This is a genomic window from Streptomyces sp. NPDC004721, assembly GCF_053601495.1.
In genome coordinates this window covers 97,122-123,868 of the sequence record NZ_JBSGBZ010000013.1, presented here as the reverse complement: position 1 = coordinate 123,868, position 26,747 = coordinate 97,122, and the positions used below count along the sequence as shown (strand labels likewise).

19 protein-coding genes and 1 riboswitch are annotated in these 26,747 nt (G+C 71.4%); of the genes, 10 read left to right on the top strand and 9 right to left on the bottom strand.

Annotated elements, in window-relative coordinates; genetic code table 11:
- The first annotated feature begins 87 nt into the window (after window positions 1–87).
- The 4 genes from ACWEK3_RS14760 (at window position 88) to ACWEK3_RS14745 (ending at window position 5,074) form a co-directional block, all read left to right on the top strand.
- On the top strand, window positions 88–1,686 hold the full coding sequence (locus ACWEK3_RS14760; RefSeq protein ID WP_453249809.1) for an MFS transporter: 1,599 nt from the start codon (window positions 88–90) through the stop codon (window positions 1,684–1,686).
- A 121-nt stretch (window positions 1,687–1,807) separates the two neighbouring features.
- On the top strand, window positions 1,808–2,434 hold the full coding sequence (locus ACWEK3_RS14755) for a TetR/AcrR family transcriptional regulator (RefSeq protein ID WP_450545294.1): 627 nt from the start codon (window positions 1,808–1,810) through the stop codon (window positions 2,432–2,434).
- A 176-nt stretch (window positions 2,435–2,610) separates the two neighbouring features.
- Entirely contained in the window at window positions 2,611–3,666 is a 1,056-nt protein-coding gene (locus tag ACWEK3_RS14750) for an endonuclease/exonuclease/phosphatase family protein (protein WP_450545293.1), read from the top strand.
- A gap of 109 nt (window positions 3,667–3,775) precedes the next feature.
- Window positions 3,776–5,074, top strand: a complete 1,299-nt coding sequence (locus tag ACWEK3_RS14745; RefSeq protein ID WP_453249808.1) for an MFS transporter — start codon at window positions 3,776–3,778, stop codon at window positions 5,072–5,074.
- 49 nt (window positions 5,075–5,123) lie between these two features.
- On the opposite strand, the gene ACWEK3_RS14740 is transcribed toward ACWEK3_RS14745, so the two are convergent.
- Window positions 5,124–6,878: an NAD+ synthase gene (locus ACWEK3_RS14740; RefSeq protein ID WP_450545290.1), complete on the bottom strand. Its 1,755-nt coding sequence runs from the start codon at window positions 6,876–6,878 to the stop codon at window positions 5,124–5,126.
- 395 nt (window positions 6,879–7,273) lie between these two features.
- Between ACWEK3_RS14740 and ACWEK3_RS14735 the strand changes: the two genes are divergently transcribed.
- Window positions 7,274–8,155: an alpha/beta hydrolase gene (locus ACWEK3_RS14735; RefSeq protein ID WP_453249807.1), complete on the top strand. Its 882-nt coding sequence runs from the start codon at window positions 7,274–7,276 to the stop codon at window positions 8,153–8,155.
- A gap of 7 nt (window positions 8,156–8,162) precedes the next feature.
- Here the strand turns inward: ACWEK3_RS14735 and ACWEK3_RS14730 are convergent, their stop codons facing one another.
- The 3 genes from ACWEK3_RS14730 to ACWEK3_RS14720 form a co-directional block, all read right to left on the bottom strand.
- A complete protein-coding gene (locus ACWEK3_RS14730; RefSeq protein WP_453249806.1) occupies window positions 8,163–10,097 on the bottom strand; it encodes a S53 family peptidase in 1,935 nt (644 codons plus the stop codon).
- Window positions 10,098–10,392: 295 nt separating this feature from the next.
- A complete protein-coding gene (locus ACWEK3_RS14725; RefSeq protein WP_450545284.1) occupies window positions 10,393–11,025 on the bottom strand; it encodes a DUF305 domain-containing protein in 633 nt (210 codons plus the stop codon).
- Window positions 11,022–11,696: a DUF3105 domain-containing protein gene (locus tag ACWEK3_RS14720; RefSeq protein WP_450545282.1), complete on the bottom strand. Its 675-nt coding sequence runs from the start codon at window positions 11,694–11,696 to the stop codon at window positions 11,022–11,024. The genes ACWEK3_RS14725 and ACWEK3_RS14720 overlap by 4 nt, the downstream gene beginning before the upstream one ends.
- Before the next feature lie 153 nt (window positions 11,697–11,849).
- Between ACWEK3_RS14720 and ACWEK3_RS14715 the strand changes: the two genes are divergently transcribed.
- Window positions 11,850–12,293 carry an RrF2 family transcriptional regulator gene (locus ACWEK3_RS14715; RefSeq protein ID WP_376606887.1) on the top strand — a complete coding sequence of 148 codons (444 nt, stop codon included), beginning with the start codon at window positions 11,850–11,852 and terminating at the stop codon, window positions 12,291–12,293.
- Between the two features lie 200 nt (window positions 12,294–12,493).
- Here the strand turns inward: ACWEK3_RS14715 and ACWEK3_RS14710 are convergent, their stop codons facing one another.
- Complete coding sequence (locus tag ACWEK3_RS14710; protein ID WP_453249805.1) at window positions 12,494–13,702, bottom strand: globin domain-containing protein; 1,209 nt, start codon at window positions 13,700–13,702, stop codon at window positions 12,494–12,496.
- Between the two features lie 325 nt (window positions 13,703–14,027).
- Here ACWEK3_RS14710 and glnA point away from each other — a divergent pair, with 325 nt between their 5' ends.
- Window positions 14,028–15,389, top strand: a complete 1,362-nt coding sequence (gene glnA, locus ACWEK3_RS14705) for a type I glutamate--ammonia ligase (RefSeq protein WP_390724874.1) — start codon at window positions 14,028–14,030, stop codon at window positions 15,387–15,389.
- A gap of 207 nt (window positions 15,390–15,596) precedes the next feature.
- On the opposite strand, the gene ACWEK3_RS14700 is transcribed toward glnA, so the two are convergent.
- On the bottom strand, window positions 15,597–16,346 hold the full coding sequence (locus ACWEK3_RS14700) for an SCO4225 family membrane protein (protein WP_453249804.1): 750 nt from the start codon (window positions 16,344–16,346) through the stop codon (window positions 15,597–15,599).
- 247 nt (window positions 16,347–16,593) lie between these two features.
- Between ACWEK3_RS14700 and ACWEK3_RS14695 the strand changes: the two genes are divergently transcribed.
- Both ACWEK3_RS14695 and ACWEK3_RS14690 read left to right on the top strand, forming a co-directional pair.
- Complete coding sequence (locus ACWEK3_RS14695) at window positions 16,594–17,868, top strand: PP2C family protein-serine/threonine phosphatase (protein WP_453249803.1); 1,275 nt, start codon at window positions 16,594–16,596, stop codon at window positions 17,866–17,868.
- 690 nt (window positions 17,869–18,558) lie between these two features.
- Window positions 18,559–19,389 (top strand): hypothetical protein, encoded by an 831-nt coding sequence (locus ACWEK3_RS14690; RefSeq protein WP_453249802.1) that lies wholly within the window; start codon window positions 18,559–18,561, stop codon window positions 19,387–19,389.
- 458 nt (window positions 19,390–19,847) lie between these two features.
- Here the strand turns inward: ACWEK3_RS14690 and ACWEK3_RS14685 are convergent, their stop codons facing one another.
- Window positions 19,848–21,113, bottom strand: coding sequence for an NlpC/P60 family protein (locus tag ACWEK3_RS14685; protein ID WP_453249801.1), 1,266 nt, complete (start codon window positions 21,111–21,113; stop codon window positions 19,848–19,850).
- Window positions 21,114–21,121: 8 nt separating this feature from the next.
- A riboswitch (cyclic di-AMP (ydaO/yuaA leader) is annotated at window positions 21,122–21,301 on the bottom strand.
- 315 nt (window positions 21,302–21,616) lie between these two features.
- On the opposite strand from ACWEK3_RS14685, the gene ACWEK3_RS14680 reads away from it, so the two are divergent.
- Window positions 21,617–24,613 carry a bifunctional [glutamine synthetase] adenylyltransferase/[glutamine synthetase]-adenylyl-L-tyrosine phosphorylase gene (locus ACWEK3_RS14680; protein WP_453249800.1) on the top strand — a complete coding sequence of 999 codons (2,997 nt, stop codon included), beginning with the start codon at window positions 21,617–21,619 and terminating at the stop codon, window positions 24,611–24,613.
- Between the two features lie 35 nt (window positions 24,614–24,648).
- Here ACWEK3_RS14680 and ACWEK3_RS14675 read toward each other — a convergent pair whose 3' ends face one another.
- Complete coding sequence (locus ACWEK3_RS14675) at window positions 24,649–25,491, bottom strand: phosphatase PAP2 family protein (RefSeq protein WP_453249799.1); 843 nt, start codon at window positions 25,489–25,491, stop codon at window positions 24,649–24,651.
- A 75-nt stretch (window positions 25,492–25,566) separates the two neighbouring features.
- Window positions 25,567–26,601 carry a LacI family DNA-binding transcriptional regulator gene (locus ACWEK3_RS14670; RefSeq protein ID WP_365420724.1) on the bottom strand — a complete coding sequence of 345 codons (1,035 nt, stop codon included), beginning with the start codon at window positions 26,599–26,601 and terminating at the stop codon, window positions 25,567–25,569.
- Between the last annotated feature and the right edge of the window lie 146 nt (window positions 26,602–26,747).

Below are 26,747 nucleotides of genomic sequence, written 5' to 3'. Positions count from 1 at the left end.
ACGTCTCGGCACAGAAGGCGTAAGATCTGGGTAAAAGATTGCGATACGAGACGGTCTCGTATCGGAAGTAGCCCTACGCTCGGCGCCATGACTACTCCTGCCGACCGCGCCGCCCCCGGCCCCCGGGTTCCGGAAGCGGTGCACCGCCGCCGTTGGGCGATTCTCGGCGTGTTGATGCTGAGCCTGCTGATAGTGGTGCTCGACAACTCGATCCTGAACGTCGCGATCAAGACCATCTCGACCCCCGCCCCGACCGGCCTGGGCGCCACGCAGAGCGAGCTGGAGTGGGCGATCAACGCCTACACCCTCGTCTTCGCGGGCCTGCTGTTCACCTCGGGCCTGGTCGGCGACCGCATCGGGCGCAAGAAGGTCCTGATCGGCGGCCTCGTCGTGTTCGGCGTCGGTTCCGCGCTGGCCGCCGAGTCCGGCTCGCCGGGCCAACTCATCGCCTTCCGCGCCCTGATGGCCCTGGGCGCCGCCTTCGTCATGCCGGCCACCCTGGCCGTCCTGATGAACGTCTTCGAGCGCGAGGAGCAGCCCAAGGCCATCGGCATCTGGGCGGGCGGCGTCGGCCTGGCCATCGCGATCGGCCCGATCACCGGCGGTCTGCTCCTGGACCACTTCTGGTGGGGCTCGGTCTTCCTGGTCAACGTTCCCATCGTCATCCTCGGGGTCGCGCTGATGCTGTGGCTGGTGCCCGACTCCCGCGACCCACGGCCCGGCCGCCTCGACCCGATCGGTGTGGTGCTGTCCGTCGTCGGCCTGGTCCTGCTCGTCTACGGCATCATCCGGGGCGGCGAGCTCGCCGACTTCACCAACGCGACCGTGCTGTCGACGATCGTGGCGGGCCTGCTCGTCCTCGCGGCCTTCGTGGTCTACGAAAAGCGCAGCGACCACCCGTCCCTGGACGTCACGTACTTCAAGAACAAGGTCTTCTCGGCCGCCATGACCGCCATCGCGCTGGTCTTCTTCGCACTGATGGGCGTGACGTTCTTCGGCGTCTTCTACACCCAGAGCGTGCGCGGCTACTCGCCGCTGGAGTCCGGTGTGCTGATGCTGCCGCTCGCCGTCGCGCAGTTGATCTTCGCGCCGCGGGCCCGGCTGGTCGTCGACCGCTTCGGCAACAAGGCCACCACCACGGGCGGGCTGATCCTGCTCGCCGCCATGCTGGCCGCCTTCGCCGGCTTCGAGGCCGACACGCCGATCTGGCTGCTGGAGGTCGTCTTCTTCCTCATGGGCACCGGCATGGCGCACATCATGACGCCGACCAGCGTCGTCATCATGCAGGCGCTGCCCCGCGAGAAGGCCGGCTCGGCCTCCGCGCTCAGCAACACCTTCCGCCAGGTCGGCGGCGCTCTCGGCATCGCCGTCCTCGGCTCGGTGCTCTCGACGGCGTACCGCAACGACATCGAGGGCAAGCTCGGCCTGCTGCCGGCCGGACTGCGCGACAAGGCCGGCGAGTCCATCGAGGCCACCCTCGGCATCGCGGCCAAGCTCGGCCCGCAGGGCAAGGCCCTGATCGGTCCGGCCAACGACGCCTTCCTGCACGCCATGCACGTCACCGCGCTGTGCGGCACCGTGGTCGCGCTCGTCGGCGCGGTCGTGGTGGCCGTGTTCCTGCCGGGCAAGGAGGCCCTGCCGCAGAAGGGCGAGGAGGAAGAGGAACTGGTGGCCGCGGTGGAGTAGCCGGGGCACGGGGGCCACGCGGCGACGGGGGACTGCCGGCCGGGGGAGGCCGTCGGTGGGTTGAACCCACCGACGACCGCCCGATAGGACAATCTCCCTGTACGACGAAAGGACGGCCTACGTGAGCCTTGCCGACAGCCACGCCGCTGCCGACGCCCCCGTGCGGGGGCGCCCCCGCAGCGAAGCGGTGGAACGCGCCATCGTGGAGGGCGTGATGAAGCTGCTGGAGGACGGTGTGCCGCTGGCCGAACTCTCCATTGAACGCATCGCCCGCACCGCGGGCGTCGGCAAGGCCACCATCTACCGGCGCTGGAGCGGCAAGGAGGAGCTGTTCGTCGACGTCGTACGCGCCACCGAGCCCCCCGACCCCGAGCTGCCGGGCACCTCCATGCGTGACGACCTCGTGGCCATCCTCGAACAGCTGCGCCGCCGCGGCCTGGTGAGCCGCAGCTCGCTCATCCTGCACAACGTCTACGCCCAGATGAAGAGCAGCCCGAAGATCTGGTGCGCCTACCACGCGACCGTCATCGAGCCGCGGCGCAAACTCCAGGTGGAGGTCCTGCGGCGCGGGCAGCGCGACGGCGAACTGCGCCGGGACATCGACGTCGACCTGCTTGGCGACCTCTTCGTCGGCCCCATGCTGGTGCGCAGCGTGATGCGCCCCGACGCCGGCCTGCCCGAGGGGCTGTCGGAGCAGATAGTGGACGCGGTGCTCGAAGGGCTACGGCCTGTCAGTTCCTCGCGTTGATGTGCGCGTTTCGTCACAGATGGGGCTGCGGGCGGCGCGACCGGAACTCCGCGCGCCGACTTCTTCGTCCTCCTGCCCGTACGGCCGTCAAGGACGGCGGGAACGGTGCCGATCATCCCCTAGGGTCGTAGAGCGCGGGGGTGAACGGTGTGCACGGCAGGCAGTGAGGCGACGGTATGGCGCGACAGGCGTACGTGACGGAGACGGCGGGCGGCTCGGGGCCCGAGCGCCCAGGGGACCGGCTCCGGCGCCTGGCGCGCGGCTTCTCCGACGGCCGGCGCGGCGACGCGGGGATCTGGCGCCGGGGCCTCCTTCTCGCCGCGTTCGCGGTCGCCCTCGCCCTGGTGATGCTGATGCACGCGCAGATCCCCAACCGGATCGGCAACCTCGGCAGCCTCATCGAGACCTTCCTGCCGTGGGCGGGCCTGTTCGTGCCGGTGCTGCTGGTGCTGGCCCTGGTACGCAGGTCGCCGATCGCGCTGATCGCCGTGCTGCTGCCCGGGATCGTCTGGTTCCACCAGTTCGACAGCCTGCTCACCGACAAGACGGGCACCGGCGGCGAACTGATGGTCGCCACGCACAACGTCAACGCCGACAACCCCGACCCGTCCGGCACCGCCCGGGATCTGGCCGCCTCCGGGGCCCAGGTGCTCGCCCTGGAGGAGCTGCAGACGTCCGCGCTCCCCGTCTACGAGCGGACGCTCGCCCCGGCGTACCGGTACCACACGGTGCAGGGCACGGTCGGGCTGTGGAGCAAGTACCCGATCAGCGGCGTCCGCTCCGTCGACATCAAACTTGGCTGGACGCGCGCCCTGCGCGCCACCGTGGGGACGCCCGAGGGGGCCGTCGCGGTGTACGTCGCCCATATGCCCTCGGTGCGGGTGAAGCTGAACGCCGGGTTCACCGCCGCACAGCGCGACGAGAGCGCGGACGCACTGGGCGAGGCGATCGCCGGTGAGCAACTGCCCCGGGTGGTCCTGCTCGGCGATCTGAACGGCACCATGAACGACCGCTCGCTCAACGCGGTCACCTCCCAGATGCGCTCCACCCAGGGCGCCGCGGGCAGCGGGTTCGGGTTCAGCTGGCCGGCGTCGTTCCCGATGGCGCGGATCGACCAGATCATGGTCAGGGGAGTGGAGCCGGTCAGCTCCTGGACCCTGCCGCGCACGGGCAGCGACCATCTGCCGGTGGCCGCGCGTGTGAACGTCACCACATCGGCAACCGGGTCTTAACCTGGTGGAATACTGGGCCTGAGAGGCTTTGTTCCGTCTCTGAACATACGCGGATCACCGCGGTGCGGAACTCCTGCACCGCACGCTTCGAAGCTCTGAAAGGCCCTCCATGCCCCTGGCTGTGCTCGCCCTCGCCGTGGGCGCCTTCGGCATCGGTACCACCGAGTTCGTCATCATGGGGCTGCTCCCCGACGTCGCCGACGACCTGCACGTCTCGATCCCCGCCGCCGGGCACCTGGTCTCGGCGTACGCGCTGGGCGTCGTCATCGGCGCCCCGCTGCTGGCCGCTGTCACCTCGCGGCTGCCCCGCCGGCACGTCCTGATCGGCCTCATGGCCCTGTTCGTCGTCGGCAACGCGCTGTCCGCCCTCGCCCCCGGCTACGACTGGCTGCTGGCCGCCCGCTTCCTCAGCGGGCTGCCGCACGGCGCCTTCTTCGGTGTGGGCGCCGTCGTCGCCGCGACCATGGTGCCGCCGGAGCGCAGGGCCCGCTCGGTGTCCCTGATGATGCTCGGCCTGACCCTGGCGAACGTCGTCGGTGTCCCGGCCGCCACGCTCATGGGCCAGCGCCTCGGCTGGCGGGTGACCTTCCTCGCGGTCAGCGTGATAGGGGTCGCCGCGATAGCGTCCCTCGTCCTGCTCGTCCCGCGCGACCGCGGCCACGCCCCCGCGGCCGGCCTGCGCCGCGAACTGGCCGCCCTGCGCTCCCTCCCGGTCTGGCTGGCCCTGCTGACGACCGTGGCGGGCTTCGGCGCGCTGTTCTCGGCCTACAGCTACATCACGCCGATGCTCACCGGCTCCGCCGGGTACGCCGAGGCCGGAGTGACGCTGCTGCTGGCCCTGTTCGGAGTGGGCGCGACCGTCGGCAACCTGCTGGGCGGGCGCCTGGCCGACCACTCGACGCGGGGCACGCTGTTCGGCGGGCTCACCGCGCTGGCGGTCGTGCTGGCGCTGTTCCCGCTGCTGATGCGGACCGAGTGGAGCGCGGCCCTCGCGGTGGCCCTGCTGGGCACGGCGGCGTTCGTCACCGGTTCGCCGCTCCAGCTCATGGTCATGGAGAAGGCGTCCACGGCCCCCTCCCTGGCCTCCGCGGCCAACCAGGCCGCGTTCAACCTGGCGAACGCGGGCGGCGCCTGGATCGGCGGCCTGGCGCTCGCCGCGGGCCTCGGCGTGACCTCGCCGGCGCTCGCGGGGGCCGCCCTCGCGGTGCTGGGCCTCGCGGTGGCCGGCCTGGCGTACCGGGTGGACCTGCGGCGGGCGGGTGGCGTGCGGGTCGGGCGGGAGCGCGTGGTCGCCTCGCACATGCCGTCCGCGGCCCGTACCGGGGTCCCATCCCGCTCGACGAGCACGGGGGAACTCCGGGACCGGGCCGTCCGGGCCGAGGGCGGTGCGGGTGGTCCGGGGGCCTAGCCCCCGGGGGGCACCCGCACCCTCGTTGCTCCTGTACGGGAGCCGGTGCCTACGCCGACTCCCGCCAGCCGTTCGTGATCGGCAGGCGCCGGTCCTTGCCGAAGCCCTTCGCGGAGATCTTCGTGCCCGGCGGGTACTGGCGCCGCTTGTACTCGGCCGTGTCGACCATGCGGAGCGTCTTCGTGACCAGCTCGCGGTCGTATCCGGCCGCGACGATCAGGTCGGCGCCCTTGTCCTGGTCGACGTAGAGCTCCAGGATCGCGTCCAGCACCGGGTAGTCCGGGAGCGAGTCGGTGTCGACCTGGCCGGGGCGCAGCTCCGCGCTCGGCGGCTTGGTGATGGAGTTCTCCGGGATCGGCGGGACCTCGCCCCGCTCGGCCGCGGCCCGGTTGCGCCACTCGGCCAGCCGGAAGACCGACGTCTTGTACACGTCCTTGATCGGGCCGTACGCGCCCACCGAGTCGCCGTACAGCGTCGAGTAGCCCACCGCCAGCTCCGACTTGTTGCCGGGCGCGAGGACGATGTGGCCCTCCTGGTTGGAGACCGCCATCAGCAGCGTGCCGCGCAGCCGGGACTGGAGGTTCTCCTCGGCCAGGCCCGTCAGGCCCAGGGAGCCCATGTACGCGTCGAACATCGGCTCGATCGGGACGGTGCGGAAGTTGAGGCCGGTGCGCCGTGCCAGCTCCGCGGCGTCGTCCTTGGAGTGCTCCGAGGAGTACTTGGACGGCATGGAGACGCCGTACACGTTCTCCGCGCCCACCGCGTCGCAGGCGATCGCCGCGACCAGCGCGGAGTCGATGCCGCCGGACAGGCCGATCAGCACGGAGCGGAAGCCGTTCTTGCGCACGTACGCGCGCAGGCCCACGACCAGCGCCGTGTAGACCTCCTCGTCGTCGTCCATGCGAGCGGCGTACTCGCCGGTCGGCTCCGGCTCGTAGGCCGGCAGCGGCTCCTCGGACAGCACCACGCGGTCGATGCGCAGACCGTCGTCGACCACGCCCGCGGGCGCCTGCGCCGAGGCGGCCGGCAGGTCCAGGTCCAGCACCATGAGGTCCTCGGCGAACTGCGGCGCCCGCGCGACCACCTCGCCGTCCGGGGCGACCACGATCGAGTCGCCGTCGAAGACCAGCTCGTCCTGCCCGCCGGTCATGGCGAGGTAGGCGAGGGTGCAGCCGGCCTCCTGGGCCCGCTTGCGGACCAGGTCGAGGCGGGCGTCGTCCTTCAGGCGCTCGTACGGCGAGGCGTTGATCGAGACCAGCAGCCCGGCGCCCGCGCTGCGGGCGGCCGGCACCCGGCCGCCGTCCTGCCACAGGTCCTCGCAGATGGCGAGCGCGACGTCGACGCCGTGCACCCGCAGGACCGGCATGGTGTCGCCGGGGACGAAGTAGCGGAACTCGTCGAAGACGCCGTAGTTCGGCAGGTGGTGCTTGGCGAAGCTCAGCACCACCTCGCCGCGGTGCAGCACCGCCGCCGCGTTCTGCGGCGCGCCGGCGGGCATGCCGTACTTCGGCTGAGCGGTCTCACCGCGGTCGAGATAGCCGACGAGCACCGGCAGCTCCCCGAGGTCCTCCGCGGCGAGCCGGGCGGCGAGGGCGCGCAGCGCGGCGCGGGACGCCTGCACGAAGGACGACCTGAGGGCCAGGTCCTCGACGGGGTACCCGGTCAACGCCATCTCCGGGAACACCGCGAGATGCGCTCCGCGCTCGGCGGACTCCCGGGCCCGGCGGACGATCGCCTCGGAGTTACCGGCGAGGTCTCCGACGCGCGAGTCGATCTGGTTCAGGGCGAGACGTAGTTGAGGCACGCGCCCAGTGTAATCGTCAAAGCGACGCGATAGCCGGGTGCGGAGGTGTGGGCCACCCCACGCCGCCCCGGCCCGCGCGCGTGGCGGTAACCGACACCGTGTCCGTGTGCTCGGCGCGCGTCTGTGCCGGTGGGCTGTCCGGGCGTCTGCCCCTGTGGGCCGGCGCCTGGCCGCGAGGAGTCGCCCGCTCTCATGCGACCCGTCCGCCGACCGGCCGCGGGTCCCGGCGGGCAGGGGATCGCTCGCGGGCGTGACGGTGCCGCCCCGTGCGCTCGTGTCGGCGGTCCGGGCGCCCGTCCTCGTCGGCCGGTGGCCGTTCGCCTGGGGGCTTGCTCCGTGTTCCTGCGGCTCGCGCTGTCATGATGCTCCTACGGACCACGCGGGAGGACGTACCCATGACCTTCGTCCGCGTCGACGGCGTCGTCCACCACGTCGTCGTCGATGGCAGCGGGCCGCTCTGTGTGCTGAGTCCGGGGCTCGGGATGTGCTGGTTCGACTGGGACGGTGTGGCCGCGCTGCTGGCTCCGTACCGGACGGTCGTGCGGTTCGACCGGCCCGGGCTCGGGCTCAGCGGGCACGCGCGTGCGTGGCCGACGCTCGGGGCGGAGGCCCGGCGTATTGCGGCCGTACTCGACGCGGTGGGCGCGGACGGGCCCGCCGCGGTCGTCGGGCACTCGATCGCCGGGTTCCACGCCGAGGCCTTCGCCCGGATGTTCCCCGAGCGGACTGCCGCACTCGTGCTCGTCGACTCCAGCGTGGAGGAGGACCCCCGCCCCCGCCGGGCGCGCGCCGCCCGCGACGCCGCCACGCGCGCGTGCGGCGCGCTGGTGAGCGCGGCCGGCCTGCCCCGCGCCGCCGGACCGCTGCTGCGCCGCGCGGCGGTCCGGGCGGGCCGGGTCGGAGGAGGCGAACCGGCGTCGTACGACCGGGTCCGCGGTGCCTACTCCACGAGCCGCTGGCTGCGCGCGACCCTGGCCGAGAACGCCACCTATGCCGACCAGGCCGTCGAGCTCGCGGCCCTGCGGCGGTCGCGGACGCTGCCGCCCGGCCTGCCGGTCACCGTGCTCGCCGCCGACGACCCGCGCCGGCCCGGGCCCCGGCGGGAACGGTGGCTCGCCCGGCAGCGGGCGCTCGCGGTCCTGGGCGGCGCGTTCCGGCCGAGCGCACCCGCCGGCCACCTGCTCATGCTCGACCGCCCCGAGGACGTCGCCGACGCCGTGCTGGACGCACGCGTGCGCCCGCCCCTCCCGGAGGAGAAGCGGGCGCACGGCCGCTGACCTGGCGTCAGCGGCGGTAGGACTCCACGTAGCCGTTCGCGGGAGAGCCGACGCCGGTGACGGTGTCGTAGCCCTTGACCGCCTTGAGCGAGCTGTCCTTGCCGAGGCTGCGGACGGAGACGCTCAGGCCGTCCGCGGCGTCGACGCCGTTGACGTAGTCGACCCGCGCGACCGCGAGGTCCTTGCCGGTCGGCTGGTCCACCACGTCGTGGTAGACCTTCGAGCCGTACTTGGCGTAGATCGCCGGGTTGGCGAAGCCGATCGCCTTGCCGCCGCGGGCCTCCTGGGCGAGGCCCTGGACGGCCGCCATGACCGGCGCGGCCAGCGAGGTGCCGCCGATGCGGTACTCGCTGTACCGCTGAGACCCGTCCGGGAAGGTCTGCGTCTGGCCCACCAGGAAGCCGGTGTTCGGGTCGGCGACCGCCGCGATGTCCGGGACGACGCGGTTGCCGGCCTTGTTGTTGGCCGTGGCCAGCGCCTTCGGCACGACGCCCGTCTGGTACGACGGCTGCGGCACGGTCCGGCTGGTGCCACCGCCCGCGCCCGAGGTGAACGCGCCGGGGAAGCCCGCCCAGCTCCTGCCGTCCGCGGACAGCGAGGCCTTCTGGGTGCCCCAGCCGGTCTCCCACAGGTACTTGTGGCCCTTGCCGACGGCCAGCGAGGTACCGCCGACGGCGGTCACCCACGCCGAGTTGGCCGGGGTGTCGACCTGCTTCGTACCGGTGTTGGCGACCTCGTCGCCGTCGTCACCGGAGGAGAAGTAGAAGCCGATGCCCTCGACCGCGCCGAACTGGAAGACCTGGTCGTAGGCCGCCGCGACGTCCGGCGTCTCGTTGGCCTCGATGTCGCCCCAGGAGTTGGAGACGATGTCGGCCAGGTGGTTGTCGACGATCTTGCTCAGCGAGTCGAGCAGGTCGTCGTCGTAGCAGGAGGCGGCGCCCACGTAGACGATGTTCGCGTCCGGCGCGACCGCGTGCACGGCCTCGACGTCGAGGGTCTCCTCGCCGTACCAGCCGGCCGCCCCGCACTCCTCGGTGTCCGTGTAGCCGGCCGGGAGCACCTGGCGCAACTGGCCCGTCTTCCAGGGCTTGTCGCCGTTCTTCTTCGCGTAGTTGGCCGCGTCGACGGCGATGGTCGGCGAGGCGTACGCGTCGGTGATGGCGATGCGGACGCCCTTGCCGGTGTACTTACCGGCGCCGTAGGCGGACCGCAGCTCCTTGCCGGTGTAGCCCTTGACGGCGTACGGGACCTTCTGGCCGTACGCGGAGGGCAGCGTGCTCGCCACGTTCGAGCCGTAGTACGTGGAGAACGGCCCGGCGTTCTTGAACACGTCGTCCGGCGGCGGCAGTTGGTCCTTGTGCTTCGCCTTGTGCGGCGCGTTGTCCAGGCCGGTGACGGTCAGGACGGTGCCGTTCAGGGAGGCCGGCACCGAGGCCGTCCGCGCCGGGGCGCGGTAGGTCCTCGACCCCTTGGCGAAGTTGTGCAGCTGGGTGCCGAACGCCTCCTCGGCGGCGGCGACGTCACCGGAGACGGCGACGTAGTGCGCCGTCACGGAGGTGACCTTCAGCCCCGACGAGGCCAGCCATGACTTCACGGCGTCCACCTGGGCCTTCGTCGCGCCGAAGCGCGCCTGCGCCTCCTGGGCGCTCAGGTACTTGCCGTACGAGGCCGAGGACGGGTCGGACACCGCCGCGGCGTACCGGGCGAGACCGGCGGCGTCCCGTCCGGCCAGGTAGACCCGGGCGTGGACCTGGGTGCTGTCCGAGGTGGCGCCCTTGTCCGCCGTGGCCGTCGCCCAGACGGGCTTGGTGCCCGCGAGCGCGCTGCGGCCCGGGTTGTCCGCAGCGTGCGCGGGTATGCCGAGCGCCAGTGCGCCGGCGAGCAGCGGCAGGGTCGCCGCCAAGCTCATTCCGGCGCGCGCTGTGGCACGGTTGGATCTCATAGAACCCCCTGCGATGCGTTCGCATGTGACGCAATGAGTGGTCGGTCCTCGCGCGATCCGCGTAGAGCCCGCGGCGGTAAGGGTCTTTCGTCTGGATCACACGATCGGGGCCACTCTTCCCGATGAACCGTTCATGCCAGGGGAATGTGAAGGCCAAGAGAACCCCAAGGAACCGCCAGGTGCGGCGAATTGAGGCTTTCGCCCCCGGCCTGGAGTCGGAGGGAAGGCGCGCCCGGCTCACGAAGGGAGCGTCCGGGTCACGAAGGAGGTGTCCGGGTGACGAACGGGGGCCCGGTTATGAACGGGGCGCCGCTCCACGCTCCTTGAGCATGTCGGCCATCAACCGCATCTCCGACCGCTGCGATGCGACCATGCCCCGCGCGAGCCTCTTCTCCACCCCCACCGTGCAGCGGGCGACACAGCCCTCGGCCATGTGGACGCCGCCCTTGTGATGGTCCGTCATCAGCTGGAGGTAGAACACCTCGGCCTGCCTCCCGCCGAGTTCGCCGAGCTTGCGCATCTCCGAGTTGGTCGCCATGCCGGGCATCAGCGCGCCGTCCTCGCCGGCGGGCATGTCGCCCATGCCCATCCACGTCATCGGCGGGTCCGCCGACACCTTCGGCAGCTCCCACAGGTCGAGCCAGCCCAGCAGCATGCCCCGCTGGTTGGCCTGCGTCTGCGCGATGTCGTAGGCGAGGCGGCGCACTTCGGTGTCCGTGGTGCGGTCGCGCACGATGAACGACATCTCGACGGCCTGCTGGTGGTGGACCGCCATGTCCCGGGCGAAGCCGGCGTCCGCGGAGCCGGCGGTGGGCGCCTTCGCGGCGTAGCGCGCCCCGCCGCTGTCCTCGGCGACCGCGTAGGTGATCGCCCCCGTCGCGACCAGCGCGGCCGCCGCGGCTCCGGCGATCAGCCCGATGTGCCTCAACGGTCCAGCCCGCCGGTGCAGGTGGCACCCGGCTCGGGCGTCTGCGGGCCCTGGACGAACTCGGCGAGGAACTTGTCCACTTGCGGGTCCTTCGCGCTCGTCACCGTGCGCTGGTGCGCCCAGGCGGACAGCATGAGGGGGTCCTTCTGGTCCTCGACCGGGCTCATCAGCGTGTACGGCGTCTTCCTCACCTTCGCCGCGAGCGCGGCCACGTCCGCCTTGGACGCCTTGCTGTTGTACGTCACCCAGACGGCGCCGTGCTCCAGCGCGTGCACGGCGCTTTCGTTCTTCACCGGTTCGGTGTACACGTCGCCGTTGCAGTTCTGCCAGACCGGGTTGTGGTCGCCGCCGACCGGGGGCTCCATCGGATAGGTCACCGGGGCGGTGGTGTGGTTGCGCTCCAGCGTGCCCTTCCAGGTCCGTACGCCGTCCGCGCGGGTGACGAAGTGGTCGCCGTCACCGCCCTTCTCGTCGCTCGCCGCGGCCGGCGCGGCGTCCGAGGACCCCGAGTTCAGGAGCACCACGCCGCCGGTGACCAGCCCGGCCACGACGACCACGCTCGCGGCCACCGTGAGCAGCCGCGTGCGCCGCTCCCGGACGCGCTGCGCCCGGCGCATCTCCTCTGTACGGGCCTTGTGCTGTCCGGTGTCGGTCCGGTGCGCGGAGTCCATGGCGGAGTCCTTCGTGGGGAAGGGGCGGGCGGGGGTGGCGTGCGGGGAGCTGAGCGTGCCCGAGGGGCCCGCTGATCGTAGTGGGACGGAAGCGCCCGCAGGGAGACCGCCGATAAGTTGAACGGTGGATGCGCATTATCTACCCTTGGCCGCATGCGGCTGCTGCGCTCCACCGACATGGCGCTGCGCGTCCTGATGAGGCTCGCCGTCGCCGGCGAGTCGAGCCCCACGACCCGGGAGGTCGCGGGCGACATGGGCGTGCCGTACACGCATACCGCGAAGGTCGTCGCCGAGCTCCAGCACCGCGGTCTGCTCGCGGCCCGCCGCGGCCGCGGCGGCGGACTGACGCTCACCGAAGCGGGCCGCGACGCCTCGGTCGGCGCTCTCGTACGCGCCCTGGAAGGCGAGGGCGACGTGGCCGACTGCGAGGGCAGCATTCCCTGCCCGCTCAGCTCCGACTGCCGCCTGCGCGGCGCCCTGCGGCGGGCCCAGGAGGCCTTCTACGCCGCGCTCGACCCCCTCACCGTCGCCGACATGGTCGCGGAGCCGACGGGACCGCTGCTGCTGGGGCTGCCCGCCATGCGGCCGCCGACCTGAGCGCGGGGGCACTCACAGTCAGCCCCGGGGAGACCCGGAAGAGCGAGCACAGCGGAAGGCCGGCCGAGACGGTGCACACCGTCTCGGCCGGCCTTCGGAGCACATCGGCCGGATCAGCCAGGGAGCGGACCGGTCACAGGTCCGGGGGCGGACTGGTCAGGCGGCCGAGTGGGTCGGCCACAGGTCCGGGTCCGGATCGGTCAGGCCGCCGGCTGGGCCAGCCACAGGTCCGGGCCGAAGACCTCGTAGTGGATGTCGGCCGGGGAAACACCCTTGCCGATCAGCTGCTCGCGCACCGCCCGCATGAAGGGCAGCGGGCCGCACAGGTACGCGCGCGTGCCGGCCAGGACGTCGACGTCGCCGAGGTCGACCAGGCCGGGCCGCCCGGCGCCTGCCGTGTCCTCGTCGTCCTCGTCGTACTGCTCGTAGAAGAAGACCGGCCGCGCGTCCGGCAGCTTGGCCGCGTACGCCTGGTGGTCGGAGCGGAGCGCGTGCGCGGTGGGGGAGCGGTCGGCGTGGACCACGGTCACCGGGGCGCTGTGGCCGGTGAGGGCGAGCTGCTCCAGCATGGCGATCATCGGAGTGACGCCGATGCCCGCGGAGGCGAGCAGCAGCGGCGCCTCGGTCTCCTCCAGGACGAGGTCGCCGTACGGGGCGGACAGCTGGAGGACGTCACCCACGCGCACGTGTGCGTGCAAGTGGTTCGAGACCTCCCCGTCGGGCGTCGTGGCGCCGCCGGCCACCCGCTTGACGGCGAACTGCCGCACCGGCGATCCGGGGGCCGCGGTCAGGCTGTACTGGCGGATCTGGCGGGCCCCGTCCGGGAGCTCGACGCCGACCGAGACGTACTGGCCGGCGCGGTAGCCGGGCACCGGGGCGTCGTCGGCGGGGCGGAGCTTGAAGGTGGCCACGTCCGCGGTCTCCTCGATCCGCTCCACGACCTCCCACTCGCGCCAGCCGCGCTGCTCGCTCTGCTCGTACAGGCGCTTCTCGATGGCGATGAGGGCGTTGGCCATCAGCCAGTAGACCTCGGTCCAGGCGGCGGCGACCTCCGGGGTCACCGCCTCGCCGAGTACCTCGGCGATCGCCGCGAACAGGTGCTCGTGGACCACCGGGTACTGCTCCGGCGTCACCCCCAGGGACGCGTGCTTGTGGGCGATGCGCTGGAGCATCAGGTCGGGGCGCTGGTCCGGGTTCTCCACCAGGTAGGTGGCGAAGGCGGCGATGGAGCCGGCCAGGGCCTGCCGCTGCGTGCCGGCGGCCTGGTTGCCACGGTTGAACAGATCGCGGAGCAGCTCGGGGTGGGCGTCGAACAGTCTGGCGTAGAAGCGCTCGGTGATCTGGCCGATCGCCGAGCCGACGGCGGGGAGGGTGGCGCGGACGGTGGCTGCTGACTGCTCGGACAGCATGGTGACTCCTCGATGACTCGATCGGATGGGCTCGATCGCTCGACTGATCAAAACGGTATTGAAACTTGCATTTGAGATGCAAATTATGGAGGCGTGTTGTCGGTCACGTGGGTGACGGTTCGGCCATTACGGATGACGGTGCGAGCGGGCAAGATGGGCGACAGAGCGGTACGCCTGCCGTACGCGGGGCGAGCGCCCCGACGGCCGGGCGACCGGGCTCCGCAACACGTGTGAAACGCGGCCGTGGTGGGATGCTCAGGTGCCCGACGGTCTCCCGTGATACCGAACACAGGCGGCCTGACCAGCAAGGATGGGGAAGCGGAAGATGGACAAGCAGCAGGAGTTCGTGCTCCGGACGTTGGAGGAGCGCGACATCCGGTTCGTACGCCTGTGGTTCACGGACGTGCTCGGCTTCCTCAAGTCCGTGGCCGTCGCGCCCGCCGAGCTGGAGCAGGCCTTCGACGAGGGCATCGGCTTCGACGGCTCCGCCATCGAGGGCTTCGCCCGGGTCTACGAGTCCGACATGATCGCCAAGCCCGACCCGTCCACCTTCCAGATCCTGCCCTGGCGCGCCGAGGCCCCCGGTACGGCCCGCATGTTCTGCGACATCCTCATGCCGGACGGCTCCCCCTCCTTCGCCGACCCGCGCTACGTCCTCAAGCGCGCCCTGGCCCGCACCTCCGACCTCGGCTTCACCTTCTACACCCACCCCGAGATCGAGTTCTTCCTGCTCAAGAACCGCCCGCTGGACGGCTCCCGCCCCACGCCCGCGGACAACTCCGGCTACTTCGACCACACTCCGCAGGCCATCGGCATGGACTTCCGCCGTCAGGCGATCACCATGCTGGAGTCGATGGGCATCTCGGTGGAGTTCTCCCACCACGAGGGCGCCCCGGGCCAGCAGGAGATCGACCTGCGCTACGCCGACGCCCTGTCCACCGCGGACAACATCATGACGTTCCGCCTGGTCATGAAGCAGGTCGCGCTCGAGCAGGGCCTCCAGGCCACGTTCATGCCCAAGCCCTTCTCGGAGTTCCCCGGCTCCGGCATGCACTCGCACCTGTCGCTGTTCGAAGGCGACCGGAACGCCTTCTACGAGTCCGGCGCCGAGTACCAGCTCTCGAAGGTGGGCCGCTCCTTCATCGCCGGCCTCCTCCGCCACGCCGCCGAGATCTCCGCGGTCACCAACCAGTGGGTGAACTCCTACAAGCGCATCTGGGGCGGCTCCGAGCGCACCGCGGGCGCCGGCGGCGAGGCCCCCTCGTACATCTGCTGGGGCCACAACAACCGCTCGGCCCTGGTCCGCGTCCCGATGTACAAGCCCGGCAAGACCGGCTCCGCCCGCGTGGAGGTCCGCTCCCTCGACTCCGGCGCGAACCCCTATCTGGCCTACGCCGTCCTCCTGGCCGCCGGCCTGAAGGGCATCGAGGAGGGCTACGAGCTCCCGCCGGGCGCCGAGGACGACGTCTGGGCCCTGTCCAACGCCGAACGCCGCGCGATGGGCATCGAACCGCTCCCCCAGAACCTCGGCGAGGCCCTGACCCTGATGGAGAACAGCGACCTGGTCGCCGAAACCCTCGGCGAGCACGTCTTCGACTTCTTCCTCCGCAACAAGCGCGCCGAGTGGCACGAGTACCGCTCGGAGGTCACGGCGTTCGAACTGAAGAAGCATCTGCCGGTGCTGTAAGGGCAGGTCAGGGCGGGTTTCCTGCCCATGAGACGGATGGGGCCGACGGTCGTGAACCGTCGGCCCCGCGGCGTCTCACCGCGCCTGGGCCGTCTCTGGGCCGTCCGGCACGGGATCGGTGCGCTCGTACAGGCTGTCCACGGCCTTCCGGGCCCGCGCGTCGCTACTCGGCATGAGGTGCGTGTGGACCCGAAGCGTTCTCCTCTTTCAGGCTGCCGGGTGCGCGTCCTGCGCCCGCAGCCTGCGTGCCAGCAGGCCGAGCAGCACAGCGTTGAACAGCCCGGACAGGGTCGCACCGGCGGTGAAGATCAGCGGGCTCAGCCAGTCGAGCGAGGAGGCCCACTCGGCGGGGGCCGCCACCAGGAGGGCGACGATGCTGAGCGGCGCCGTGGTCATGAGCGGCCAGATCCCTGCGAACCCCGGGTCCGGCAGCAGGTACGAGGCATACAGGAAGAACCCCAGCGAGGCCGCGACCACGGCGAGATATCCGCGCGCGAGCCAGTTGTCCACCGCGGACGCCAGCAGGGCCCGAGTCCTTTGCAGCCGGCGGCCTGCAGGGCGCGCCGTATCCGTTGCCTCCCGTTCAGAAGGAGCCCAGGCGCGCGGGAAGGACCTACGGAAGCCGGGTGATGCGGCAGTCGCGGATCTCGTGAGGAGCGCGCCGAGCACGGCGGCGTTCACGACAGCACACAGAAGGAGCCATACGGTCCAGAAACCGATGGCCAGCGCCTCGACCACCCCGCCACCCTCGGTGCCCGGACCGAAGGGGAGGACCATAGTCAGGAAGGAGAGAGGGGCCGTGAGCAGCAGGGGGATCATGGCGACGCCGCTCTCCGGGACGAAGAACATGACAAGGACGGAGAGGGCGGAGACAGCCAGATAGCTCTTGGCGGGCCAGTTGCCCGTGGCGAGCGCCAGGAGGCGTCGCAGGCGGCGCGGGCGGGAGGCGTTCGACATCACGGGTTCCTTTGGATCGGTCCGGGTTGGGTGTCCTCAACAATGGATCGGGGAGCCCGCTCAGGGGATGAGTACAAACACTCATCTCTGCATGGGAGTTGAGAAGGCGGCCCACACATACGAGGGCGAGCGGGAGCGCGCATGGCGCCGGTGACCACCTGGATGCGCTGATCGGCTGTACTGCGACACCCGACGCTCTTGAAAACCCTCGTGGCGCAAGCCGCGGTGGCGGTGCAGTGTGGAAGGCGTGGGCTCCAGGCAGGGACGTGTGGGTCTCGGGCAGCCGTGGCAGCCGAGCCACCCGCTGCTGCTCATCCCTGTTGCGCTCATCGTCGTGATCACTGCCGCGGACATCGCGACCGGGCCAAACATCGTTCTCAGCCCCCTGCTGGTGGTCGCCCCCACGCTCACCGCGTGGTTTGCGGGCCCCTGGACGACGGGCGGCATCGGGGTCCTGGCCATGGCGGGCGAAGCGGTCAGCGGCTGGGGCACCGGAACGCTGTCTACGCGGAACGTGGTGGTGGAGGTGATCGCTATCGCGGCGATCACCTCGTTGATCGTGGTCCTGTGTGCGGTGCGCGACCGGCACGCACGCCAGATGGCCCGGGTCCGGTCGGTCGCCGAGGCCGCCCAGCAGGTGGTGATGTGGCCGCTGCCGAGCCGGCTCGGCCCGCTGCGGCTCGCCTGTGTCTATCTGGCTGCCGAGGAGGAGGCCGATATCGGCGGCGACCTGTATGCCGCCGTCCGCACCGGCAGCGCGGTCCGCGTGATGATCGGCGACGTGCGGGGCAAGGGCCTGCCCGCCCTGGGCGAGGCCGCCCTCCTGCTCGGCGCCTTCCGCGAGGCCGCCCACCAGCACGCCTCCCTGCCCGACCTGGCCGCTGCCCTGGAACGGAGCATGACCCGCTACCTCGCCGACTTCGAACCGGAGGGCGAGGCGGGGGAACGCTTCGTGACCGCTCTTCTGGTCGAGATCGCCGACGCCGAGTCCCTGGTCCGCATGACCAGCTGCGGTCACCCGGCACCCCTGCTGCTCGGACCGGACAACACCGTCCACGTGCCCCGCCTCCACCCCGGGCCCCCACTTGGCGTCGGAATCACGGATCCCGACAACCACGTCGTGGATGTCCTGCCCTTCGGCCCTGGGGACACGCTGGTCCTGTACACCGACGGTGTCATCGAAGCCCGTGACCACAACGGCGTCTTCTACCCGTTCGCGGAACGCGCAGCCCAGTGGACCGACCACTCTCCCGAGGCGCTGCTCGACCACATCGAACGCGACCTGCTCGCCCACACCGGCGGACGCCTCGGTGACGACGTCGCCCTCCTCGCCATCCGCCGGGCCCATATCCCCCATGACGAAGCGGAAGAAGACGAAGATCGAAAGCGGTACGAGCGGAATGCCGAGCCCTCCCCAGAGGACACCGGCACGCTACGGGCGCCGCGGTCTCGGTTCCGGTCTCAGCCATTGCTTGTTCCGCGCGCGTCCGCCCTTGTTCCCCGGAGTCCGGGACGCCGCTGAGGGAACCGACCCTGTGTGCGCTCACGGACGCCCCCGGACCAAGATCGGACGACTCGTAAATGCGTGGTCCCGCGCGAAGGCGGCGGTCGAACACTTCCACAGGAAGCCCAGGATGGCCGCCGCCATGGCGGCTGACAGGCGCTCACAGAAACTTCTCGCTGCGGAGCAGGCCCGGGGCCGGCCTGCGGGGAGGAGCCGGTCGCCTGCGGGGCGAGCAAGGCAACGGCAGACGGCCACGACACCGATGACCGGTATTGGCAGCTTGAGGAGGCCGCCCCGCCGATCGGGTCCCGGCGGCGCCTGCCGCTCGCCCTCGCCGCCGCCGTCGACAGCTGTCTGCGGGCCGATCCGTCGTCCCGGCCCACGATCGCCGGACTGGCCTCCGCCCTCAAGGCGGCGCTGCCCGAGTGACGTTCCCCGGCTGGGGGCCCATACCTGGCCGGGTCGCGGTGACCGTCCGGCTGGTCTACAGGGCCGGCGCCTCAAGGGGCCCGTCCCAGGGTCGGCAGGGCTGTAAGGGGGCTGGGCACCGGGCCGGCCTGGGCAGGACGCGGACTTCTATCAAGATCATTTGCGGATGTCAAGTCACGGCATTCAGTGTCGTGACGACGCATGACCCGTTCGGGCTTACTCGAAACACGACCTCACCGATCCGGAGTGAGGCTCATCCACCGAAAGAAGGACAGTGTCGTGTTTCGAACGCGTAAGAGGATCGCCAAGGTCGCGGCCATCACCGTAACCGCCGCAGGGGCGCTCCTGGGCGGCGGCGCCGCCGCCCAGGCCGCACCCGCCACGACGCACGCGATCCTTCTCCTCATCTCCGGCTACTCGTCGGACGGCAACGGGGGCAACGGCATTGCGGACAAGTCACCCAAGGAGATCCGGCACCAGGCGTACCAAGCCCTGCTCAGCGCCAAGTCCGTCCGTATGACGCTGAAGGACACGGGGTCAGCCGCCCAGAAAGGCAATCGGCCCAGCTCGGGGGACCTCTCGTTCGACCAGGCCGGCTGCACCGGCTCGATGGCCATGGGCACCCAGGGCAGCTTCCAGATCGTCAGGCGCGGCATCGAAGTATGGATGAAACCCGACGCTACGTTCTGGAAGACCACGGTCCCCGGCAGCGAGGGCACAGCAGACGCGGAGCGCTTCAAGAACCGGTACATCCACGACACGACCAACGACGCGAGCATCAAGAAACTGGCCGACGTCTGCACCATAAAGGCCATCCAGAAGCCCCTCGGCACCGTCGCGCCGTTCACGGACGTCAAGAAGGGCACCGAGACCACGTTCAACGGCATGAAGGCCATCCCGCTGACCGGGAAGATAGACGGAAAGGCGGCCACGTACTACGTGGCGACGCAAGGCAAGCCATACCTGATCGGGGGCACCCAGAAGGGCAACGGCACCGATCTGACCTTCACCCTGTCCGACTATGACAAGCCGATCCCGTCGGCGACACCGCCCGCCAACGAGTCGGTGGAGGTCTCCCAGCTGGAGAGCCAGCTTCAGGGCGCGTCCTGAGCCCATTGTCCAGAACGCCGCGGTCATCGCGCCGCGTGACTGTGTGCCGGCCGCCGCGAAGCAACCGGCTGCCTCGAGGAGGTCGACGGCGTCCGCCATGCACCGTGTGCCTGCCTCTTGGGCGGGAGCGGGCGGTCGGCGGTGCCGAGTGGGGCGGAGACATGAGCGCGGGCGCCGCCGACCTACCGTTCCGGCATGGAAGCGATTGTCAATCGTTGCCCGAAACAGGAGGAACGGGGCGGTCAGAGGCGCAGCACCACCGACCGCAGCACCTCACCCTGCCGCATCAGGTCCCACGTGATCGACTGGGTCTGCCCCTGAGCTGGTCACCGTGGCCGACATGCTCATCGCGGTGCCCTGGACCTGAGCGGCGCCGCCCCATGAAAGGGCCCGCACCTCCCGGTGCGGGCCCTTTCATGTCCGATGCCGGTGCCGGCACCGGGTGTCCGGCGCGCGCGTTACGCGGGGCGGACGACGCTGTGGATCGGCATGTAGTAGATCGACTCCTCGCGGACGTTCGTGCCCGGGCGCGGCGCGTGGATCATCATGCCGTTGCCGATGTAGATCCCGACGTGGCTGATGTCGTTGTAGAAGAAGACCAGGTCGCCGGGTTTGGCCTCGGAGACGGGGACGGTCGTGCCGGCCTCCACCTGGCTCCAGGTGGTGCGCGGCAGCGAGATCCCGGCGGACTTCCAGGCGGCCAGCGTGAGCCCGGAGCAGTCGTACGAACCGGGGCCGGTCGCGCCCCACACGTACGGCTTGCCGATCTGGGCCCTCGCGAAGTCGAGGACCTTGGCGGCCTTGGCGGCATAGCCGGTGCTCGATCCGGCATCCGTGCTCGTGCCCCCGCCCGTACCCGTGCCCGAGCCCGTACCCGTGCCCGAGCCCGTACTCGTGCCCGAGCCCGTGCTCGATCCGGAGCCCGTGCTCGATCCGGAGCTCGCTTTCGCTTCGGAGCTCTTGGCCGCCTGCTCCTCCTTGCGCTTCTGCGCGGCCGCCGCCGCCTCCGCCGCCGCCTGCCGGCGGGCCAGCTCCGCGGCCTTCTGCCGGGCGATCTCCTGCTTCTTCTTCTCGATCGCCGCCAGCCGCGCCTTCTCCTCGGCGGTCAGCGTCGACAGCAGGTGGCGCGCCTCGCTGAGCCTCGTCTGGACGTCGAGCTTGCTGGTCCTCAGATCGTCCTGCGAGGTGGTCAGCGACTCCAGGATCTTCGTCGCCTCGGTGCGCTTCTTCGTCGTCGCGAGCTGCGCGGTCTGGTAGTCGTCGACGGCCTTCTTCTGGCGCTCGGTGAGCTGCCTCATCAGATGGTCCTGGTCGAAGTACTGCTGGGGATCCTTCGCGAGCAGCAGCGTCGCGGTGCCGGACATCCCGCCCGTGCGGTACTGGGCGGCGGCGAACATGCCGAGCTCGCGCCGCGCCTCGTTCAGCTTCGCGGTGCGCTTCGCCACGTCGTCGAGGAGGCCGTTCACGCGTGTGCGCTGCGTGGCGGTCTTCTCCTTCGCCGCGTTGTACTTCTCGGTGGCCACTCCGGCCTGGTGGTAGAGGTCGTCGACCTTCTTCTGCACCTCTTCGAGGCTGGGCTTCCGGGGCTGTGCGGGCGCGGCGTTCGCCGTCTGGGACAGCAGCGCCACGGAGGTGAGGGCCGCGGTCGTCAGACCGAGGGCCGGGGACGTGCGCAGTCCGGCGATCCGGGTGGCCGTGGTCCGGGCTTTGCGGTGCGACGCCAAGGGTGGCGCCTCCTTCCATAGACCGCCTACCGGGTTAGCTGTCGGGTTCGGGCGGGTGGTCGGAAGGGCTGCCCTACCGTCCCGTGCGCGCTGTGGGGGACGCGTGAACGGGACCGATTCACCCCAGGGATGAGTGGGTCCCCGGCTCCGGCTGCCGTGAGGCGCACCGGATTCGGCGCAGGCCACCCGTCCCGGCGTGGTTCGCCGGCGGGGGTACGGGGTGCCCGCCGGGCACGCTAGCCAACGCTTGTGACTGCTGTGAAGGTTGGTGCGTGATATGTCCGCTACGTTTTCGTGACTTTCACGGTACGCATACGGATGGCTGCACTCCGGTGTTTTCGGGACCGTCGGACCGTACGTCCGGTGGGCGGCGGGTGTCCCCGTTTCCGGGGCCTCCCCGACGACCTCCGACCGGCGCGGAAAGCGGGACCGCCGTCAGGGCTCAGGACCGGGAGTCCGGATAGGCTCTGGCCAGGACGGGCTTGATCCGACGGGAGGCCGGGATGACGGCGCCGGGGCGCAGGAGCAGTACCTTCACGCGGCTGCTGCGGCACGGCTTCATCCATGCCTCGGACGCCGAGCGGCTGCTGGACGGGCCGGACCTCGCGCCGCTGAGGGACGATCCGGTGCTGCTGGAGGCGCTGGGCGCCACCGCCGACCCGGATCTCGCGCTGGGCGGGCTGGTCCGGCTGCTGGAGGCGCAGCCGGAGTCCAAGGCCCGCCGCGAGCTGCTCGACACGCTGATAGCGGCCAAACCGCTGCGCGACCGGCTGCTCGGCGTGCTCGGCGCCTCCACCGCGCTCGGCGACCACCTCGCCCGGCACGCAGGCGACTGGCGGGCGCTGGTCACCTACGAGCCGCGCGACCTGCACCCGGGGGTGGAGGAGTTCGAGCACGGGCTCGCCGAGGCCGGCGATCCGGTCGCGCTCCGCGTCGCCTACCGGCGCTGCCTGCTGTCGATCGCCGCCCGCGACGTGTGCGGCACCACGGATGTCGCCGAGACCGCCGCCGAGCTGGCCGACCTCGCCACCGCGACCCTGCGTGCCGCGCTCCGGCTCGCGCGGGCCGCCGCGCCCGAGGACGACGCGCTGTGCCGGCTCGCGGTGATCGCGATGGGCAAGTGCGGCGGGCACGAACTCAACTACGTCTCCGATGTCGACGTGATCTTCGTCGGTGAGGCCGCGGACGGCGCCGACGAGGTCAAGGCCCTGCGCGCCGCGACCGCGCTCGCCTCCCACATGATGCGGATCTGCTCCGAGACGACCGTGGAGGGCTCGATCTGGCCGGTCGACGCCAACCTGCGGCCCGAGGGCCGCAACGGGCCGCTGGTGCGCACCCTCAGCAGCCATGTCGCCTATTACCAGCGATGGGCCAAGACCTGGGAGTTCCAGGCGCTGCTCAAGGCCCGCCCGGTGGCCGGCGACCTGGAACTGGGCGGCCAGTACATCGCCGCGCTCGGCCCGCTGGTCTGGCAGGCCGCCGAGCGCGAGAACTTCGTCGCCGACGTGCAGAAGATGCGCCGCCGCGTGGTCGAGACCATCCCCGTGGCCGAGGTCGAGCGCGAGCTGAAGCTCGGGCCGGGCGGCCTGCGCGACGTCGAATTCGCCGTGCAGCTACTTCAGTTGGTGCACGGGCGGACCGACCCGTCGCTGCGCAGCGGCTCCACCCTGGACGCGTTGCAGGCCCTGGCCGCCGGAGGGTACGTAGGCCGTGTGGACGCCGTGCAACTCGACGACGCCTACCGGTTCCTGCGCTCCCTGGAGCACCGCATCCAGCTGTTCCGGCTGCGGCGCACCCATCTCGTCCCCGAGGACGAGGCCGATCTGCGCCGGCTCGGACGGTCGCTCGGCCTGCGCAGCGACCCGATCACCGAGCTGACCCGCGAGTGGAAACGGCACACCAGCGTCGTACGCCGGCTGCACGAGAAGCTGTTCTACCGGCCGTTGCTCGACGCGGTCGCCCAACTCGCTCCCGGCGAGGCCCGGTTGAGCCCGGAGGCCGCGCGGGAGCGGCTGGTCGCGCTCGGGTACGCCGATCCGGCGGCCGCGCTGCGGCATCTGGAGGCGCTGGCCTCCGGCGTCACCAGGAAGGCGGCCATCCAGCGGACCCTGCTGCCCGTGCTGCTGGGGTGGTTCGCGGACTCCGCCGATCCGGACGCCGGGCTGCTGAACTTCCGCAAGGTGTCGGACGCGCTCGGCAAGACCCCCTGGTATCTGCGGCTGCTGCGGGACGAGGGGGCCGCTGCCGAGAACCTCGCCCGGGTGCTGTCGGCCGGGCGGCTCGCGCCCGACCTGCTGATGCGCGCGCCGGAGGCCGTGGCACTGCTGGGCGACGGCGACGCGGGCGGCCTCGAACCGCGCGGCCGCGCCCAGCTGGAGCAGGAGGTCCTCGCCGCCGTCCGCCGCGCCGAGACCCCCGAGCAGGGCGTCACGGCGGCGCGCGGCGTACGGCGGCGGGAGCTGTTCCGCACCGCCGCCGCCGACATCGTCGGCTCGTACGGCACCGAGACCCGGCCCGCCGAGGCCGACCAGGGCGCGCTCGTGGACCAGGTGGGCGGCGCGGTGTCCGACCTGACGGCGGCGACGCTCGCCGGCACCCTGCGGGCGGTCGTGCGCAAGGGATGGGGGGACACCCTGCCGACCCGGTTCGCGATCATCGGTATGGGGCGGTTCGGCGGACACGAGCTGGGCTACGGCTCGGACGCGGATGTGCTGTTCGTGCACGAGCCGTGGGAGGGCGCCGACGAGCGGGAGGCCGCCGAGGCCGCAGCCCGGGTGGTCGCCGAGACGCGGCGGCTGCTCCAGATCCCGAGCGCGGATCCGCCGCTGCTGGTCGACGCGGACCTGCGGCCCGAGGGGAAGTCCGGGCCGCTGGTGCGCACGCTCAAGTCGTACGAGGCGTACTACCGGCGGTGGTCGCTGGTGTGGGAGTCCCAGGCGCTGCTGCGGGCCGAGCCGGTGGCCGGGGACGAGGACCTGGGGCGGCGGTTCATCGAGCTGATCGACCCGTTGCGGTATCCGCGTGGCGGGCTGCGCGAGGAGGCGGTGCGGGAGATCCGGCGGCTCAAGGCCCGGATGGAGTCCGAGCGGCTGCCGCGCGGCACCGACCCCAAGCTGCACACCAAACTGGGGCCGGGCGGGCTGTCCGACGTGGAGTGGACCGTGCAGCTGCTCCAGATGCGGCACGCGGCGAAGGAGGCGTCGCTGCGGACCACACGCACGCGGGAGGCGCTGACGGCGGCGCGGGAGGCGGGACTGGTGTCCGCGGAGGACGCCTCGACGCTCGACGAGGCGTGGGTGCTGGCCACCCGGGTGCGCAACGCGGTGATGCTGGTGCGGGGCCGGGCGGGGGACACGTTCCCCACCGAGTCGCGGGAACTGGCCGCGGTGGGGCGGTACCTGGGATACGGGCCGGGGCACGCGGGCGACATGCTCGACGCGTACCGGCGGACGGCACGCCGGGCCCGGGCGGTCATGGAGGAGCTGTTCTACGGTTCGTGAAACGGCGGCTCGACGACGCCGGCACCGCTAAGGAGCTACGCCTCCGCCGGCCGCAGCGCCGGCGTCAGCCGCGGCAGCGCGTGCGGCAGCGCCCCGTACCAGGCGCGGGCCACCGTGAATCCGAAGGAGAGGCACAGGGCCCCGCCGACCGCGTCGAGCCAGAAGTGGTTGGCGGTGGCGACGATGACGACCAGGGTGGCCACCGGGTAGAGCAGGCCGAGGACGCGCAGCCACGGGATCGTGCACAGGGTGAAGACGGTCAGTCCGCACCACAGGGACCAGCCGATGTGCATGGACGGCATCGCGGCGTACTGGTTGGACATGTTCTTGAGGTCGCCGGAGGCCATGGAACCCCAGGTGTGATGGACCTGGACCGTGTCGACGAAGTGGCCACCGGCCATCAGGCGCGGGGGCGCCAGCGGGTACAGGTAGTAGCCGAGCAGCGCCACGCCCGTCGTCACGAAGAGAGTGAGCCGGGCCGCCGCGTAGCGGCCGGGGTGCGTGCGGTAGAGCCACACCAGGACGCCGATGGTGACCACGAAGTGCAGCGTCGCGTAATAGTAGTTCATGCCGATGATCAGCCAAGTCGCCGAGTTCAGGGCATGGTTGAGCGAGTGTTCGACGGCGATGCCGAGCTGGTGCTCGGCGTTCCAGACCCAGTCCGCGTTGCGCAGCGCCTTGGCCTTCTGCTCCGGGACCGCGTTGCGGATCAGCGAGTACGTCCAGTAACTCACCGCGATGAGCAGGATCTCGAACCACAGCCGCGGCCGGCGGGGGGTGCGCAGCCGCTCCAGGACGGTGGGGGACTGCTCGTCCGTGACGAGGGGCGGAACGGCCTCTTCCCGGCCTTCCAGTCGTGTCACGGTCGAGTCACCCATAGGCACAGAGTCTGCCAGAAAAGCGTTCGTCCACCGATCATCCCCCGGTCGGGTTCCGTTCGCATGTTCTCCGCCTCAGGGGCGAGGGCGGTCCCCAGGGGCCGAAGCGGTCGAACCGCGCACCACCAGCTCCGGCATGAACACGAACTCGCTGTGCGGCGCGGGCGTCCCGCCGATCTCCTCGAGCAGCGTGCGCACCGCCGCCTGGCCCATCGCCGGCACCGGCTTGCGGATGGTCGTCAGGGGCGGGTCGGTGAAGGCGATCAAGGGGGAGTCGTCGAAGCCCACCACGGAGACGTCCCGGGGGACCTCCAGGCCGCGCTGCCGGGCCGCCCGGATCGCGCCGAGCGCCATCATGTCGCTCGCGCAGACGATCGCCGTGCAGTCCCGTTCGATGAGCGCGGTGGCCGCGGCCTGGCCGCCCTCCAGGGTGTAGAGGGAGTGCTGGATCAGCTCCGACTCGACGACGTCCGCGGCCAGGCCGAGCTGGTCCCGCATGGCGCGCACGAAGCCCTCGATCTTGCGCTGGACCGGCACAAAGCGCTTCGGGCCGAGGGCCAGGCCGATACGGGCGTGCCCCAGGGAGGCGAGGTGGGTGACCGCCAGGGTCATCGCGGCCCGGTCGTCGGGGGAGATGAACGGCGCCTGCACCTTGGGGGAGAAGCCGTCCACGAGGACGTAGGGCACGCCCTGGGCGCGCAGGCGCTCGTAGCGCTCCATGTCGGCCGTGGTGTCCGCGTGCAGACCGGAGACGTAGATGATCCCGGCGACCCCGCGGTCCACCAGCATCTCGGTCAGCTCGTCCTCCGTGGACCCGCCGGGGGTCTGGGTGGCGAGCACCGGGGTGTAGCCCTGCCGGGTCAGCGCCTGGCCGATGACCTGCGCCAACGCGGGGAAGATCGGGTTCTCCAGCTCCGGGGTGATCAGGCCCACCAGGCCCTCGCTGCGCTGCCGCAGCCGTACCGGGCGCTCGTAGCCGAGGACGTCGAGGGCGGCCAGCACGGACTGGCGGGTGGTGGCGGCGACGCCCGGCTTCCCGTTGAGGACGCGGCTGACGGTCGCTTCGCTCACTCCCGCCTGGGCGGCGATGTCGGCAAGCCGTGTGGTCACATGACCGGACTGTACCGGCCGGCCCCCGCCCTGCACACTGACGGGGCGCCTGGTGCGAGCCGTGGAACGGCCCGCTGCGGGCTGCTGCGTCATCGCGATCCCTCGTGTTCGGTCGGCGGCCGGTCGACGTCCGGGTCTCGGCGTCC